This is a genomic window from Streptomyces roseicoloratus, assembly GCF_004117935.1.
Taxonomy (GTDB): Bacteria; Actinomycetota; Actinomycetes; order Streptomycetales; family Streptomycetaceae; genus Streptomyces; species Streptomyces roseicoloratus.
Genome location: NZ_SDOY01000108.1, coordinates 53250 through 69293, shown reverse-complemented (window position 1 = coordinate 69293; position 16044 = coordinate 53250). Strand labels below are relative to the sequence as shown.

Genomic DNA, 16044 nt, shown 5'->3' with positions numbered 1-16044 from the left:
GTCACTACCATCATACTCACTCACTGTGATGTTATGCTACGTACTGTGACCATGGAGCCCGAGGGTATCCCTCGCAACCGCACGGACGCGCCCAACCGCGTCTACTACCTCGACATCGGGGCCGGCACCTGGCAGGGGACGGCCACCTTCCGCGTCACTTCCTGGGCGCGTCTCCGGCACAGTGACATCGGGCTGACGAACAAGCTGCTCGTGACCGCCATGCACGTCATCGGGCGGCTCGTCGGTGCGCCGCGGCAGCACTCGACGATCGTCGCGAAGCCGGACGAGGGCGCGTTCGGTCAGGCCGACAACGTGCTCAAGATCTCCAAGTTCGGGGTGATGCTGTACCTCCTGGACGAGCAGTACGTCCTGGAGAGCAACGGGACCGGCGTCGTCGTGCGCGCCAAGGAACGGCTCGGCCCCGTGCCGGGCCTGTTCACCCGGACCTTCACCTACACCGCGGAGATCCGCGACGAAGGGATGGCCGCGACCTACCGCATGCCGTTGCTCGGAGCGATGTGGACCGCCGACTACCGGGTCGCGCCCGACCGCCGGAGCCTCGCCGCGGAACTGCTGTGCGACTGGGGCAGGGCGACCGAGGACACCCGCCTCATCAGCGCGCCGGCCTAGCGGGCGGCGGGAACACGCCCCATGACCACCGAGTCCCTGCCGCCCGCCGAGAAGGTCACCGTGGTCGCCGGCCTGCTCGCCGACCGGGTCAGGCAGTACGACGCGGCACAGGACCGCCGCGCCGCGTTCGCCTACACCTACTACCGCCTCACGACGACGCTCGCCGCGGCCCTGGACACGGGCGCGCCCGCGTTCAGGGACCCGCCGTGGGTCGCCGAACTGTGCGAGACGCTCGCCTCGGCCTACTTCGACGCGATGGACGGCATCGACGCCTGGCAGGCGGGGCGGTCCGGGACCCCTCCGGGTGAGGTCCGGCCCGACGATCTGCCGGACTCCGTCCCCCGGCCGTGGCGGGACGTCTTCGCGGCTTCGAGCGCCCGGCGGTCCTACACGCTGGAGGACGTGCTGTTCTCCATGATGGCGCACATCTCCTACGACCTGCCGGGCGCCCTGCGGCGCATGACGGCGTCCACGGGCGAACGCGGCCACCTCCGTGGCCACGTCGCGGACTTCCACCGGATGAACGACGTGCTGGGCTCCTGCATCGACCGCGTCCAGGACGACCTCTCGTCCCGGTACATCCACGGACTCGACTCGCTGGACCGGCTGTTCACCCGCAGCGACGAACTGCTGACCAACTACGGCATCCGTGTCGCACGAGGCCTGGCCTGGTTCAACTGCGACCGGCTCCTGGACCCGGACTCGGCCGACGAGGCGGCGCGCTCGATCGCCAGGAGCACCGCCGCGCTCATCTCCGAGATCCGCTCGCCCGGCGACCGGAAGCTGCGCGCGGGCCTGTGGATCCTCCGCAGGCTGATCCCCGAGCGCCGGCAATGGCCCCCGGCCGGCACGCCCGTCGAGTAGACGGTCGAGAAGACAGGGGTGCGGGACCGGGGGACCGACGGCCGGGTGCCGGAGGGGCGGATCAGTCCGCGGACGCCGTCCAGCCGGCCGGTTCGACGCGGGCGCGGTCCGCCGGGCGGGTCTCGTCGAAGACCGGTCTGCCCGAGGCGTCCCGGAGGCGCAGGCCGGAGACGTAGACGCCGCGGCCGACGTAGCGGCGGTCGGTGGTGCAGCGCCAGCGGAGCCGAACGGGCGTCGTCACCGGTGCGGGGAGGGCGGCGGTCAGGGTGTGCCAGGTGCGCCCCGACCAGCCGCCGACCGCGCCCGTCGGGTGCTGCCGCGGGCGCGGCGGTCCCGCCTCGCCGTGCGCGGTCGTGGTGAAGGGCACCGGCGTCCAGTGCGCGCCGCCGTCCACCGAGGCCTCCAGGACGGCGCTGTCCGTGCCGGGCTCGGTGTCCCACCACAGCGCGCACTCCAGACGGGTGGCGCCGGGCACCTCCGGCAGGGTGAGGGTGGAGGTGGTGGCGTTCGCCATGCCGGAGAACCACGCCGTACGGCCCCGGGGCGGGCGCACCGGTACGGCGCGGGCCAGGGCGTCGGCGGCGGCGACGCGCGGCGCGGAGCCGGAACGCCAGGTGCGGACCGGGTGGACGGAGTTGCCGAGCACGATCAGGAACGCGTCGGTGGTCGGGTCGAGCACCAGGCTGGTGCCGGTGAACCCGGTGTGGCCGGCCGTGCGCGGGGTGGCCATCGCGCCCATGTACCAGTGCTGGTAGAGCTCGAAGCCGAGGCCGTGCTCGTCGCCGGGAAAGGCGGTGTTGAAGTCGGTGAACATCAGGTCCACGGAGGCGGGGGAGAGGATGCGGGCGTCGCCGTACGCCCCGCCGTTGAGCAGCGTGCGGGCGAGCACCGCGAGGTCCCAGGCGTCGGCGAAGACGCCGGCGTGACCGGCGACGCCGCCCATGGCGTACGCGTTCTCGTCGTGCACCTCGCCCCACACCATGCCGCGGTCGAGCCCGGACCAGGGGATGCGGGCGTCCTCGGTGGCGGCGACGTTCCGCCGCCACGAGAGCGGGGGATTGAAACGCGTGCGGTGCATCCCGAGCGGAGCGGTGATCTCGGTGCGGAGCAGGTGATCCAGAGAGTGACCGGTGATCTCCTCCAGGATCAGCTGAAGCGTGATCAGGTTCAGGTCGGAGTAGAGGTAGACGGTGCCGGGGGGATGGGCCGGAACCTCGTTCCACAGCAGCCGCAGCCGTCCCTCCCGCGTGGGCTCCTTGTAGAGCGGGATCCACGCCCGGAATCCCGAGGTGTGGGTGAGCAGCTGACGCACCGTGACGTCCTGCTTCCCGCCGCCCCCGAACTCCGGCAGATAGGCCGTGACCTTCTCCTCCAGGACCAGCGCCCCGCGTTCGATCTGCTGCACCGCCAGGATCGAGGTGAACAGCTTGGAGACGGAGGCGAGGTCGAAGACCGTGTCCTCGCGCATCGGGATCCGCTCGTCGGCCGGCAGTTCGACACCGGTGTCGGTCTTCTCGTCGTACGCCGCGTAGCGCACGGCCGCGCCGATCGGCCGGTGCAGCGCCACGGTCCCGCCGCGCCCCGCGAGCAGCACCGCGCCCGCGTACCACGGATGGGTGGGGGAGGGGCGCAGATACGACTCGGCGTCCGCGACCAGCCGGTCCAGGTGCGCGGCCAGCAGCCCCGCCCGTTCGGCGGAGCCGCGGCGCAGCGTCGTCCGCCGCGCCGCACCGAAGCCGGGCGAGGCGCCGCCGCCCGTACCGCCGGAGCCGGTCGCCCCATCCGAGCCGCCGCGCCCCGGTTCGGGCGCCGCCGCGGCCCCCGGCACCGTACCGATCATCAGCGCACCTCCCAGGGCGAGGACTCCGCCGCCGAACGCGCGGCGGCTCGGACCCCGGTTCCCCGTCCTCGACTCGTCCGTCATGCCCACCCTCTCCCACCGCACCCTGAAAGAAAACTTCGGCCGCTCCGGCAAGATCTGAAAGTTTCCTACCGCAGTCGTGCCGGATCGGGGAAGCGCGCGGCACGGCAAAGAATCTGACACTGCATCAGAAAATCTCTTCCCTCGGCGCACCGGCTGCGGCACCATGCCGCCCATGAAGACGGAGCTGAGTCGCACCCTGGGGATCGAGCACGCCATCTTCGGCTTCACGCCCTTCCCCGCGGTGGCCGCGGCCATCACCAGAGCCGGCGGATTCGGCGTCCTCGGCGCGGTCCGCTACACCGCCCCCGACGACCTCGCCCGCGACCTCGACTGGATGCAGGACCACACCGACGGCCTGCCCTACGGTCTCGACGTCGTCATGCCCGCCAAGAAGGTCGACGGCGTCAGCGAGGCCGACGTCGAGGCGATGATCCCGGCCGGGCACCGCGAGTTCGTCCGCGCCACCCTCGCCAAGCACGGCGTCCCCGAACTCGCCGAGGGCGAGGCCTCCGGCTGGCGGATCACCGGCTGGATGGAACAGGTCGCCCGCGGCCAGCTCGACGTCGCCTTCGACTACCCCATCAAGCTGCTCGCCAACGCCCTCGGCTCACCGCCCGCGGACGTCGTCGCCCGCGCCCATGACCACGGCGTGCTCGTCGCGGCCCTCGCGGGCAGCGCCCGGCACGCCCGTCACCACGCCGACGCGGGCATCGACATCGTCGTCGCCCAGGGCTACGAGGCCGGCGGCCACACCGGCGAGATCGCCTCCATGGTGCTCACGCCCGAAGTCGTCGACGCCGTCGCGCCGCTGCCCGTGCTCGCCGCCGGCGGCATCGGCAGCGGCGAGCAGATCGCCGCCGGGCTGGCCCTCGGCGCCCAGGGCGTCTGGCTCGGCTCGCTCTGGCTCACCACGACCGAGGCCGACCTCCACTCCCGCGCGCTCACCGAGAAGCTGCTCGCCGCCGGCTCCGGGGACACCGTCCGCTCCCGTGCCCTCACCGGCAAGCCCGCCCGGCAGCTCCGCACCGAGTGGACCGACGCCTGGGACGACCCGGCGGGCCCCGGCCCCCTGCCGATGCCGCTGCAGGGCCTCCTGGTCGCCGAGGCGGTCTCCCGGATCCAGAAGTACGAGGTCACGCCTCTGCTCGGCACTCCGGTCGGCCAGATCGTGGGCCGCATGACCACCGAGCGCAGCGTCCGGCAGGTCTTCGACGAGCTCACCCGTGGCTTCGAGAAGGCCGTCGACCGCGTCAACCGCATCGCCGGAAGGGGTGGAGCATGACCGCGGGCCAGGGTCCCAACGGCTTCTGGGCGCAGGCCACCGCCGAGCCGGAGCGGACCGTGATCACCGCTCCGGACGGAGAGCAGTGGTCCGCCGGCCGGCTCCACGAGGCGGTCAACCGGCTCGTCCACGGTCTGCGCGCGGCCGGTCTCGAACGCGGCGACGCCTTCGCCGTCGTCCTGCCCAACGGGGTCGAGTTCCTCACCGCCTATCTGGCCGCCACCCAGGCCGGGTTCTACCTCGTCCCCGTCAACCACCACCTCGTCGGCCCCGAGATCGCCTGGATCGTCGCCGACTCCGGCGCGAAGGTCCTGATCGCCCACGAGCGCTTCGCCGCGGCCGCCGACGCCGCCGCGGAGGAGGCGGGCGTCCCGCCCGCCCGGCGCTATGCCGTCGGCGGCATCGCCGGCTTCCGCCCGTACGCCGAACTCCTCGACGGGCAGCCCGGCACCCCGCCCGACGGCCGCACCCTCGGCTGGGTCATGAACTACACCTCGGGCACCACCGGACGGCCCCGCGGCATCCGCCGCCCGCTGCCCGGAAGGACACCCGAGGAGACCTACCTCGGCGGCTTCCTCGGCATCTTCGGCATCAAGCCCTTCGACGGCAACGTCCACCTGGTCTGCTCGCCGCTCTACCACACGGCCGTGCTCCAGTTCGCCGGCGCCGCCCTGCACATCGGCCACCCGCTGGTCCTCATGGACGGGTGGACGCCCGAGGAGATGCTGCGGCTCATCGACGCACACCGCTGCACCCACACCCACATGGTGCCCACCCAGTTCCACCGCCTGCTCGCGCTCCCCGAGGACGTCCGCGCCCGTTACGACGTCTCGTCCATGCGCCACGCCATCCACGGCGCCGCGCCCTGCCCCGACCACGTGAAGCGCGCCATGATCGACTGGTGGGGCCACTGCGTCGAGGAGTACTACGCGGCCAGCGAGGGCGGCGGAGCCTTCGCCACCGCCGAGGACTGGCTGAAGAAGCCCGGCACCGTCGGCCGCGCCTGGCCGATCAGCGAACTCGCCGTCTTCGACGACGACGGCAACCGGCTGCCGCCCGGACGACTCGGCACCGTCTACATGAAGATGAGCACCGGCGGCTTCCGCTACCACAAGGACGAGGCCAAGACCGCGGCCGGCCGGATCGGCGAGTACTTCACCGTCGGCGACCTCGGCGTGCTCGACGAGGACGGCTACCTCTTCCTCCGTGACCGGAAGATCGACATGATCATCTCCGGCGGCGTCAACATCTATCCCGCCGAGGTCGAGGCTGCGCTGCTCGCCCATCCCGCCGTCGCCGACGCCGCCGCCTTCGGCATCCCGCACGCCGACTGGGGCGAGGAGGTCAAGGCCGTCGTCGAACCGGCGGAGGGCCACGAGCCGGGACCTGCGCTGGCCGCCGCGATCCTCGCCCACTGCGAGCGGCGCCTGGCCGGCTACAAGCGTCCCCGGTCCGTGGACTTCCTCGCCCACATGCCCCGCGATCCCAACGGCAAGCTCTACAAGCGCCGGCTGAGGGACCCGTACTGGGAAGGCCACGACCGGCCGTTGTGAGGTGCGCGGCAAGGGCGGACCGGGCGGGGCGGAGGGGTCGCTTCCAGCCAACAAGGCACGCGCCCTTGCCCGTCGGGGCGGAGTGTCTTGAGAATGCGCATGACAACCGAAGGATCTTCGGTTGCCTCGTCATCAGAGGGGAACCCCCACATGAAGAAGCCTCTCGTCGGCGCCGTCCTCGCCCTGCTCCTCACCGGAGCGGCCGCGGCCCCGGCCATGGCGTCCGCACCCCGGGACGCCGCCCCGCAGGCCCAGGCTCCCGCCGTCCGGAGCGCCCAGGGCGCGACGTCCGCGGCCACGCCGGCCGCCGTCGACTTCGCCGGGACCGTCGCGCTCAGCAACTGCTCCGGTTCCCTGGTCCGCATGCCCGCCTCGCAGCCCGGCGACCCCGCACTCGTGCTCTCCAACGGCCACTGTCTGGAGACCGGCTTCCCCGCCGCCGGCGAGGTCGTCCTCAACCAGCGCTCCAGCCGCTCGTTCTCGCTCCTGAACGGCTCCGGCGCGAAGGTCGCCACGCTGCGCGCCGACCGGATCGCGTACGGCACGATGACCGACACCGACGTCGCGCTCTACCGGCTCACCAAGACGTACGCGCAGATCCAGAGCCAGTACGGCATCGGCGCCCTGACCCTGGACGCCGCCCACCCGGCCCAGGGCACGCCCATCACGGTGGTCTCCGGTTACTGGAAGCGCACCTACAGCTGCAGCGTCGACGGGTTCGTCTACCGCCTGAAGGAGGGCGACTGGACCTGGAAGGACTCGGTCCGCTACACCTCCGCCTGCGACACCATCGGCGGCACCTCGGGTTCGCCCGTGATCGACCGGACCACCGGCAAGGTCGTCGCGGTGAACAACACGGGCAACGAGGACGGCCGGAGCTGCACCGTGAACAACCCCTGCGAGGTCGACGAGAACGGCACCGTGACGGTCCGTCAGGGCATCAACTACGCCCAGCAGACCTACACGATCGTCCCGTGCGTCGGCCCCGGCAACGTGATCGACCTCCACCGCGCGGGCTGCACCCTGCCCAAGCCCTGACGCCGCTCCAAGCCCTGACGCCACTCCAAGCCCTGACGTCGCTCCACGCCCACCGCGTCACCGCACGCGCGAAGGCCGCCCGGACCTCCGGGCGGCCTTCCGTCGTGCTCGCGCGCCACGCGGCGCGCCCGAATCGTTTCGTTCCGTTATGGCACGATTCGGGGCATGGGTTCGACGACGGCAGGACTGACACGACAGTGGACCACCTGGGGGCCGGTGGTCGCGGCCGCGGGCCTCGCCGCCGGCTGGGGCCGTGACCTGCCCGGCTTCGCGGTGGGCCTCATCGCGCTCCTCATCTTCGGCGCCGTCCTGGCCGCCGTGCACCACGCCGAGGTGGTCGCCCACCGCGTCGGCGAACCGTACGGCTCGCTCGTGCTCGCGGTCGCCGTCACCGTCATCGAGGTCGGACTCATCGTCACCCTGATGGCCGGAGGAGGCGGCGAGAAGACCGCCACCTACGCCCGCGACACCGTCTTCGCCGCCGTCATGATCACCTGCAACGGCATCGTCGGCCTGTCCCTGCTCGTCGCCGCGCTGCGCACCCGCGTCACCGTCTTCAACGCCGAGGGCTCGGGCGGCGCCCTCGCGACCGTCTGCACCCTCGCGGCGACGACCCTGGTCCTGCCGACGTTCACGACGAGCCACCCCGGTCCCGCGTTCTCCACCGCGCAGCTCGCCTTCGCCGCCGTGGCCTCGCTCGGCCTGTACGCGGTGTTCGTCGGCGTACAGACCATCCGGCACCGTGACTACTTCCTGCCCGTGCCACGGCCGGGCCAGGAGGGCCGCGAGTCGGAGGACGAGCACGCCGAACCGCCGACCCTCCGCCAGACCTGGTCGAGCCTCGGGCTCCTGGTCGTCGCCCTCGTCGCCGTCGTGGGCGACGCCAAGCTGGTCTCGCCCACCATCGAGGACGGCGTCGACTCCGCCGGGCTGCCGAAACCCGTGGTCGGCGTCGTCATCGCCCTGATGGTGCTGCTCCCCGAGACCCTCGCGGCCGTGCGCGCCGCCCGCCGGGACCGGATGCAGACCAGCATGAACCTGGCCTACGGCTCCGCCATCGCCAGCATCGGCCTCACGATCCCGTCGATCGCGCTCGCCTCGATCTGGCTCGAAGGACCCCTGGTCCTCGGCCTCGGCCCGCTCCACCTGGCCCTGCTCGTGCTCACGGCCACGGTCAGCGCCCTCACCGTAGTGCCGGGACGGGCCACACTCCTCCAGGGCGGAGTCCACCTCGCGATCTTCGCCGCCTTCGTCTTCCTGTCGTTCAGCCCCTGAGCGCCGTGACCGGCGTACGGGACCGTCAGCCCGCGCGCTCCTCCGTCATGCAGAGGATGTTGCCCTCGCTGTCCTTGAACCAGGCGCCCCGCATCGTGTCGCTCTCGACCACGCCGTCCACCGTCTTGATGCCGGGGAGGTCATAGTCCTCGAAGGTGACGCCCTTGGAGCGCAGTTCCTTCATCTCGGCGTCGAGGTCGGCGACCTTCCAGCTGGCGAGCGTGTGCTCGGCCTGGCCGCCGTAGGGCGTCTCGTACAGGCCGATGGTCGTGCCACCCGTCTCGAACCGGGTGTCCTCGGGAGACTCCTTCGTGAGCGGGAGACCGAGGGTCTCCGCGTAGAAACGCTTGGCGCGAGCCAGGTCGTTCACGGGAATGATCGCGGCAACGGGGGAGTCCGACAGCATCGCTACCACCTCCTCACTCCAGGCTACGCGCGGTCCCGCAGGTCCACGATCCGCTTGATCTTGCCCACCGAGCGCTCCAGGGTCTCTGGGTCGACGACCTCCACCGCCACCGAGACGCCGATGCCGTCCTTGACCGCCGCCGCGATCACGCGGGCCGCCTCCGCGCGCTGCTCGGGCGTCGCGCCCGGGCGCGCCTCCGCCCGTACGGTGAGCGCGTCGAGACGGCCCTCCCTGGTCAGGCGGAGCTGGAAGTGGGGCGCCACCGCGGGCGTGCGCAGCACGATCTCCTCGATCTGGGTGGGAAAGAGGTTCACCCCGCGCAGGATCACCATGTCGTCGCTGCGGCCGGTGACCTTCTCCATGCGCCGGAAGACCCGTGCCGTGCCGGGCAGCAGCCGGGTCAGGTCGCGGGTGCGGTAGCGCACCACCGGCATGGCCTCCTTGGTCAGGGAGGTGAACACCAGCTCGCCCTCCTCCCCGTCCGGCAGCACCTCGCCCGTGACCGGGTCGACGATCTCCGGCAGGAAGTGGTCCTCCCAGATATGGAGGCCGTCCTTGGTCTCCACGCATTCCTGGGCGACGCCCGGGCCCATGACCTCGGAGAGTCCGTAGATGTCGACGGCGTCGATCGCGAAGCGCTCCTCGATCTCGCGGCGCATCTCCTCGGTCCAGGGCTCCGCGCCGAAGATGCCGACCTTGAGGGAGGTGCCGCGCGGGTCGACGCCCTGGCGCTCGAACTCGTCGAGCAGGGTGAGCATGTACGAGGGCGTCACCATGATGACGTCCGGCTCGAAGTCCTGGATCAGCTGGACCTGGCGGGCCGTCATGCCGCCGGAGGCCGGGATCACCGTGCAGCCGAGCCGCTCCGCGCCGTAGTGCGCGCCGAGACCACCGGTGAACAGCCCGTACCCGTACGCCACGTGGACCCGGTGGCCGGGCCGCCCGCCGGCCGCGCGGATCGAGCGGGCCACGACGTCGGCCCAGGTGTCGAGGTCCCGCTCGGTGTAGCCGACGACGGTGGGGCGTCCCGTCGTGCCGCTGGAGGCGTGGATGCGGCGGATCTCGGACCGGTCGACGGCGAACATGCCGAACGGGTACTGCTCGCGGAGATCGGTCTTGGCGGTGAAGGGGAAGCGGGCCAGGTCGGTGAGCGAGCGGCAGTCCTCGGGCCGTACGCCGGCCTTGTCGAAGGACTCCCGGTAGAACGGCACGTTGTCGTACGCGTGGTGCAGGGTCGCGCGCAGCCGCTCCAGCTGGAGGGCCGCCAGCTCGTCGCGTCCGAGCCGCTCACCGGCGTCCAGCAGGTCACTCATGCGCCACTCCCTCGCCTGGGTCCGCGGGCCGTGCACCGCGTGCCACCGTGCCACCGCGTGTACACGGGCGACCGATCATTCGGTCGTTCCGTTCGGGATCAGTAAAACCGGCCGCACCCCGGACCTGGCAAGGGGGCGGCCCGGATTTTCGGCACTCGCCCGTCCGGAGGCCTGCCCGACCTCGCGCCCCGACGCCTTTCCGCAGGTCACGCCCGTCCGGGGAAGGTCACACATTCGGGTGCGATTGCCACCGGGAGCGCAGGAACGGTGCTGCGCGGGGCACAACGGAACCGAAGATGATGCCCGTCCGGCTTCCCCACACAGCCCCGGACGAAATGGACCAACGACCACCATGCCCGTCCTGTGCCGTCCCGCCGTCGCCGTGCCCGAACACGTGATCACGCAGGAGGAGACCCTCGACCCGGCCCGCACGCTCCACGCGGGCCACCCCTCGCTGCCGCTCGTCCTGCGGCTGATCCGCAGCACGGGTGTGGCCCGACGGCATCTGTTGCGGCCCCTCGGGGAGACCCTCGCCCACCCCGGCTTCGAGGCCCGCAACGCGCGCTACGAAGCCGAGGCCAAGGCCCGGGTCCGCGCCGTCGTCGCCGAGGCCCTCGGCCACGCGGGGCTCGGACCGCGCGGCATGCCGTCCGACGACCCGGCCCGCCCCACCGCCGGTGCCCACCGCGCCCCGGCCACCGGCCCCACCGGTCCCGAAGCCGGCCCGGATTCCGGTACCGGCCCGGATCCGGGTACCGGCCCGGATTCCGGTACCGGCCGCGGCCCGGAAGCACGCCCGGTCGCCCCCGTATCCCCGGTGCCGCCCGTCCCTCCGGCATCCCACCGGCCCCCGGCTTCCTCCTCCTCGGCATCTCCCCTGCTCCCCGCTCCCTCCTTCCCTCCCGACCACGACATCCCTGTCCCCACGACCGCGGCGGTGGCCCGATGACGACGACCACGACCCCCCACACCAGCGACGAGCCCCAGGTGCACTTCTGGGCCGTCCCCGACCTCACCGGACTCGACTTCGACCCGCTCCTCGCCCGGCTGCTCCACGAGGACCCCGTCACCCGGGTGCGCCTCCCGCACGGCGAGGGCCACGCCTGGCTCGTCACCCGCTACGAGGACGTCAAATTCGTCTCCGTGGACCCGCGGTTCAGCCGCCAGGCCGTCTACGGACGCTCCATCACCCGGCTCGCCCCCCACTTCATCCCCATGGAGGGCGCCGTCGGCTTCGCCGACCCGCCGGACCACACCCGGATGCGCCGGGTCGTCGCCCGCGCCTTCAGCGCCCGCGCCCTGCGCTCCCTGCGCGACCACGCCCAGGAGGTGATGGACCGGCTCCTCGACCGGCTCGAACAGGACGGCCCGCCCGCCGACCTGATGGAGGCGGTCAACCGGCCGTTCCCGCTCGCCATGGTCAGCGAGCTCATGGGCGTCCCCGAGGGCGACCAGCCCCTCATGGCCCACTGGTCCGACACCATCATCTCCGCGGGCGCCGGGCGCGAGGCCAGCGAACAGGCCAAGGCCGAGATGGCCCGCTACTTCACCGAACTCGTCGGCCGCAGCCACGGCACCGGCAAGGAGTTCCTCGCCGCCGTCCTCGCCGACGCCATCGACGAGGGCACCCTCGACGAGCAGGAGGCCGTCGGCCTCGCCGTCCTCATCCAGATCGGCGGCGCCCACGCCGTCCGCAACAACAGCGCCAACATGGTCTACGCGCTGCTCACCCACCCCGAGCACCTCGCGCGGCTGCGCGCCGAGCCCGCCCTGCTCCCGCAGGCCGTCGAGGAACTCCTGCGCTACATCCCGCACCGCAACGCCGTCGGCCTCTCCCGGATCGCCCTGGAGGACGTCGAGGTCGGCGGCGTCACCATCCCCGCCGGCGACCCCGTCTACGTCTCCTACCTCACCGCCAACCGCGACCCCGCCGTCTTCCCCGAGCCCGAACGGCTCGACTTCGACCGTGACCACAACCCGCACGTCGCCTTCGGCCACGGTCCCCACTACTGCCCCGGCTCCGCGCTCGCCCGCATCGAGTCCGAGATCCTCCTCGACTCCCTGTGGACCCGCTTCCCCGGCCTCAGGCTCGCCGTACCCGAGGAGCAGATCCGCTGGCAGCGCGGCGCCCTCATCCGCGGCCCCGAGACCCTGCCCGTCACCTGGTGAGAGGAACCGCCCCGCGATGACCCCCAGCGGCCTCGTCGTACCCCCCGGGGAGGGCCGGATCCTGGCCACCCCCGCCCAGCACGTCACGTTCAAAGTCACCGGCGAGCACACCCGCACGGCTTCCACCTTCGAGGTGGTCGTCCCGCCCGGCTTCGACGTGGGCGCCCACACCCACGGGCGTGCCGAGGAGCTCTTCTACCTCCTCGACGGAGAGCTGGACGTGCTCGCCTTCGAACCCGAGGTGCGCACCGCCGACAGCTGGCGCGGCTGGCGCTCCGCCGACGGCCGGCGCCCCGTCCGGGCCACCCCCGGCACCCTCATGCTCGTGCCGCCCGGCTGCCCGCACGCCTTCGCCAACGTCGGCGGCCGGCCCGCCCGGATGCTGTTCCAGGTCGCCCCGCCCACCTACCACGAGACCTACTTCGAGGAGCTCATGGAGATCCTCGGCGCGGCCGACGGCGGCGAGGTCGACCACGCCGCCGTCGAGGAACTCCGCATCCGTTACGACATCGAACAGATCACCCCGCTCCGGCACGACGCCGGCGCCCGGCCGGAGGCCGCCCCCACGCCATGACCCCCGACCCGCTCCACGGCCCGGTCGTCCACGACTGGGCCGTGGTCCCCCTGCCCGGAACCGACGTCGACCCCGTGCCGCACCGTCTGCTCCACGAGGAACCCGTCGCCCGGATCCGCCTCCCGTACGGCGAAGGCCACGCCTGGCTGGTCACCCGCTACGAGGACGTCAAGCAGATCAGCTCCGACCTCCGGATGAGCCGGGCCCGCACCGTCGGCCGGCCGCTGCCCAGCACCACCCCGCACACCCTCGCCCCGGCCGGCGGCGTCGGCCGCGCCGACCCGCCCGAGCACACCCGGCTGCGCAAGCTCATCGCCCCCACCTTCGGCCGGCGCCGCATCGCCGCCCTGCGCGGGCACACCGCCCGCCGCGCCGAGCGGGCCGCCCGCGACCTCCTGGAGACCGGCCCGCCCGCCGACGTCGCCGAGCGCTACGTCGGCCCGCTGTCGGCCGCGGTCGTCGCCGAACTCCTCGGCGTGCCCGCCGCCGACCTCGACCGCGTCCAGGAGTGGCGCGCCGGACTGCTCTCGCACGACACCACCGCCGACGCCGGCGAGGCCGTCAAGAAGGAGATCGCCGGCTACTTCGCCGATCTCGCCCGGCACCGCGCCGAGCACCCCGCAGACGACCTGATCAGCGAACTCGCCGCGGCCCGCGCCGCCGGCGGCGTCAGCACCCCCGAACTCGTCGCCCTCGCCGTGATGCTCACGCTCAACGGCCTCGACGCCGTCCGCAACATCGTCGCCACCATGGTGTACGTGCTGCTCACCCACCCCGAGCAGACCGCCAAGCTGCGCGCCGAACCCACCGGACTGCCCCGTGCCGTCGACGAACTGCTGCGCTACATCCCGCAGCGCAACGGCGTCGGCATGCCCCGGATCGCCACCGCCGACGTCGAGGTCGGCGGCATCACCGTCCGCGCGGGCGAGGCCGTCCACGTCTTCTACCCGGCCGCCAACCGCGACCCCGCCGTCTTCCCCGACCCCGACCGGCTCGACCTCACCCGCGAGGGCGCCCCGCACCTCGCCTTCGGGCACGGCGCGCACTACTGCGCGGGCGCCCAGCTCGCCCGCATGGAGGCCGAGGTCATGCTCGGCACCCTGCTCGCCACGCTGCCCCGCCTCGCGCTCGCCGTACCGCCCGAACGCATCGCCTGGCGCACCGGCACGGTCAACCGCGGCCCCCGGACCCTGCCGGTGACCTGGTAAACCGGTGGCACCCCGGCCCGGCCCGGTGCTGGGGTGGGGCCATGGACCTCGACCTCACCGCACTGCGCACCCTGCTCGACCGGCAGCTCCGCCGCGACGCCCGGCCCGACGGGCCGGCGGCACGGGTGGAGCGGGACGGTTCCGTGGTGCGCCAGACCGGACCCGCGCACGGCTGGAACGGAGTGCTCTGGTCCGCTCTGACGGCCGCGGACGCCGATGCGGCCGTCGCCGCGCAGATCCGCCACTTCCGGTCCGTCGGCCACGGCTTCGAATGGAAGCTGTACGCCCACGACACGCCCGTCGACCTCGCCGACCGGCTGCTTGCCGCCGGCTTCGTCCCCGACGAGCGCGAGACCGTGATGGTCGCCGAGGCCGCGGCCGTCTCCGCGCCCGCCGTCCTCCCCGAGGGCGTGGAACTGCGCGAGGTCACCGACGAGGAGGGCGTACGGATGGTGGTCGAGGTGCACGACCGCGCCTTCGGCGGCGACTCCACCGCCCTCGGGCGCCGTTTGCTGGACCAGCTCGCCGGCGCCCCCGGCACCGTCGCCGCCGTCCTCGCCCTCCACCACGGCGACCCGGTCAGCGCCGCCCGCCTGGAACTCCCGCCCGGCAGCGACTTCGCCGGACTGTACGGCGGCGGCACCGTGGTCCCCTGGCGCGGCCAGGGCCTCTACCGCGCGCTGGTCGCCCACCGCGCCCGCCTCGCCGCCGCGCACGGCCGCCGCTGGGTCCAGGTCGACGCCGCCGAAACCAGCCGCCCGATCCTCGCCCGGCTCGGCTTCGCCGCACTCACCACCACCACGCCGTACGTGTACGAGGTGTAGGCGCTCGTCGCGGAGCAGGGCCGGACCGGACCGGGAGCCGGGGCCCTGGACGGATCACGCGGGGACGGCCCGGCCTTCCCGCGGGGTCAGCGCGTCCAGTGCGCGGGGCGTTCGAAGCCCTCCGGCAGACGGGTCGCCGCGTCGCCGCGGGCCGAGTTCAGCTGGGGCTGGGTCAGGAACAGGGCGCCGGTCAGGTCCGCGCCCGAGAGGTCCGCGTCGCGCAGGTCCGCGCCGATCAGATCGGCGAGCGACAGGTCGGCGCCGGTGAGGTCGGCCGCGATGAGCAGCGCCCCGCGCAGGTCCGCGCCGCGCAGCTTCGCCCCGCGCAGCCGCTTGCCGATCAGGTCCGCGCCCCGCCGGTCCTTGGGCTTCCCGCCGGCCTCGGCGCGCACCAGGGCGCTGCTCTTCAGGAGCAGCGGGTTCACCTCGGCGCGCACGGGTGCGACGTCCAGCCTCTCCAGTTCGGCCGCGTCGCCACCGGTCAGCGCGGTCACCCGGGACAGCGCCCGGTCCAGGTCCCGGTGGAGGGGCCGGGTCGCGGCGAGCGAGCGGGCCTCGGTGAGGTGGCGCAGCAGCTCGTACAGCCCGCGCACCACCGGGAACACCTCGTACATCTGCCGTGCGGTGTCCGGCGCCTCGCGCCAGGACACGCCGCCGTACACGACCTGGGAGACGTGCTGGCCGGCGCCGAAGCAGTCGTAGACCGTGCAGCCGGGGAAGCCGGAGTCCCGCAGCCGGGTGTGGATGCCGCAGCGGAAGTCGTCCTGGAGGTTGCGGCACGGGTCGCCCGCCGACTTGTTCACGGCGAAGTCGTGGGACCTGGCGAAGGGAAGGGCCACACAGCAGAGCCCGAAGCAGTTCGCGCAGTCGCCGCGGAGCTCGTCGGGGTGCGGTGCTGCCGGGCGGGTCTGGGACACGGTGGGAACGGCTTCCTTCGCAGGTGGGACGGACGATCTTCCACAGTATCGCGCTCTCGGCGGAACC

Annotated in this window: 14 protein-coding genes and 1 pseudogene; 11 read left to right on the top strand and 4 right to left on the bottom strand. The window is 73.0% G+C overall.

Annotated elements, in window-relative coordinates:
- The first annotated feature begins 45 nt into the window (after positions 1–45).
- Together ESG85_RS12225 and ESG85_RS12220 are read left to right on the top strand one after the other, a co-directional pair.
- The gene (locus ESG85_RS12225) at positions 46–630 is read left to right on the top strand and encodes a hypothetical protein (protein ID WP_128978392.1); all 585 of its coding nucleotides are present in this window, start codon (positions 46–48) and stop codon (positions 628–630) included.
- A gap of 21 nt (positions 631–651) precedes the next feature.
- Complete coding sequence (locus tag ESG85_RS12220) at positions 652–1494, top strand: DUF5995 family protein (RefSeq protein WP_128978390.1); 843 nt, start codon at positions 652–654, stop codon at positions 1492–1494.
- Positions 1495–1555: 61 nt separating this feature from the next.
- Here the strand turns inward: ESG85_RS12220 and ESG85_RS12215 are convergent, their stop codons facing one another.
- Positions 1556–3418 (bottom strand): serine hydrolase domain-containing protein, encoded by a 1863-nt coding sequence (locus ESG85_RS12215; protein ID WP_128978388.1) that lies wholly within the window; start codon positions 3416–3418, stop codon positions 1556–1558.
- Between the two features lie 172 nt (positions 3419–3590).
- Here ESG85_RS12215 and ESG85_RS12210 point away from each other — a divergent pair, with 172 nt between their 5' ends.
- From ESG85_RS12210 to ESG85_RS12195, 4 genes are all read left to right on the top strand, one after another.
- Positions 3591–4700 (top strand): NAD(P)H-dependent flavin oxidoreductase, encoded by a 1110-nt coding sequence (locus ESG85_RS12210; RefSeq protein WP_128978386.1) that lies wholly within the window; start codon positions 3591–3593, stop codon positions 4698–4700.
- Entirely contained in the window at positions 4697–6253 is a 1557-nt protein-coding gene (locus ESG85_RS12205) for an acyl-CoA synthetase (protein ID WP_128978384.1), read from the top strand. The genes ESG85_RS12210 and ESG85_RS12205 overlap by 4 nt, the downstream gene beginning before the upstream one ends.
- 150 nt (positions 6254–6403) lie before the next feature.
- A complete protein-coding gene (locus tag ESG85_RS12200; protein WP_128978382.1) occupies positions 6404–7291 on the top strand; it encodes a S1 family peptidase in 888 nt (295 codons plus the stop codon).
- A 165-nt stretch (positions 7292–7456) separates the two neighbouring features.
- Positions 7457–8566 (top strand): calcium:cation antiporter, encoded by a 1110-nt coding sequence (locus ESG85_RS12195; protein ID WP_128978380.1) that lies wholly within the window; start codon positions 7457–7459, stop codon positions 8564–8566.
- A 25-nt stretch (positions 8567–8591) separates the two neighbouring features.
- On the opposite strand, the gene ESG85_RS12190 is transcribed toward ESG85_RS12195, so the two are convergent.
- Both ESG85_RS12190 and paaK read right to left on the bottom strand, forming a co-directional pair.
- A complete protein-coding gene (locus tag ESG85_RS12190) occupies positions 8592–8972 on the bottom strand; it encodes a VOC family protein (RefSeq protein ID WP_128978378.1) in 381 nt (126 codons plus the stop codon).
- A 23-nt stretch (positions 8973–8995) separates the two neighbouring features.
- Positions 8996–10285, bottom strand: coding sequence for a phenylacetate--CoA ligase PaaK (gene paaK / locus ESG85_RS12185; protein WP_128978376.1), 1290 nt, complete (start codon positions 10283–10285; stop codon positions 8996–8998).
- Positions 10286–10637: 352 nt separating this feature from the next.
- On the opposite strand from paaK, the pseudogene ESG85_RS12180 reads away from it, so the two are divergent.
- The 5 genes and pseudogenes from ESG85_RS12180 to ESG85_RS12160 form a co-directional block, all read left to right on the top strand.
- Positions 10638–10916, top strand: a pseudogene (locus ESG85_RS12180) (type III polyketide synthase); the annotation flags it as partial.
- Positions 10917–11230: 314 nt separating this feature from the next.
- The gene (locus ESG85_RS12175; protein WP_181019018.1) at positions 11231–12454 is read left to right on the top strand and encodes a cytochrome P450; all 1224 of its coding nucleotides are present in this window, start codon (positions 11231–11233) and stop codon (positions 12452–12454) included.
- A 16-nt stretch (positions 12455–12470) separates the two neighbouring features.
- On the top strand, positions 12471–13028 hold the full coding sequence (locus ESG85_RS12170; protein ID WP_128978374.1) for a cupin domain-containing protein: 558 nt from the start codon (positions 12471–12473) through the stop codon (positions 13026–13028).
- On the top strand, positions 13025–14236 hold the full coding sequence (locus tag ESG85_RS12165; RefSeq protein WP_128978373.1) for a cytochrome P450: 1212 nt from the start codon (positions 13025–13027) through the stop codon (positions 14234–14236). The genes ESG85_RS12170 and ESG85_RS12165 overlap by 4 nt, the downstream gene beginning before the upstream one ends.
- Before the next feature lie 41 nt (positions 14237–14277).
- A complete protein-coding gene (locus tag ESG85_RS12160) occupies positions 14278–15060 on the top strand; it encodes a GNAT family N-acetyltransferase (RefSeq protein WP_181019017.1) in 783 nt (260 codons plus the stop codon).
- Between the two features lie 86 nt (positions 15061–15146).
- Here the strand turns inward: ESG85_RS12160 and ESG85_RS12155 are convergent, their stop codons facing one another.
- Positions 15147–15977: a pentapeptide repeat-containing protein gene (locus ESG85_RS12155; RefSeq protein WP_128978371.1), complete on the bottom strand. Its 831-nt coding sequence runs from the start codon at positions 15975–15977 to the stop codon at positions 15147–15149.
- Positions 15978–16044: the final 67 nt, after the last annotated feature.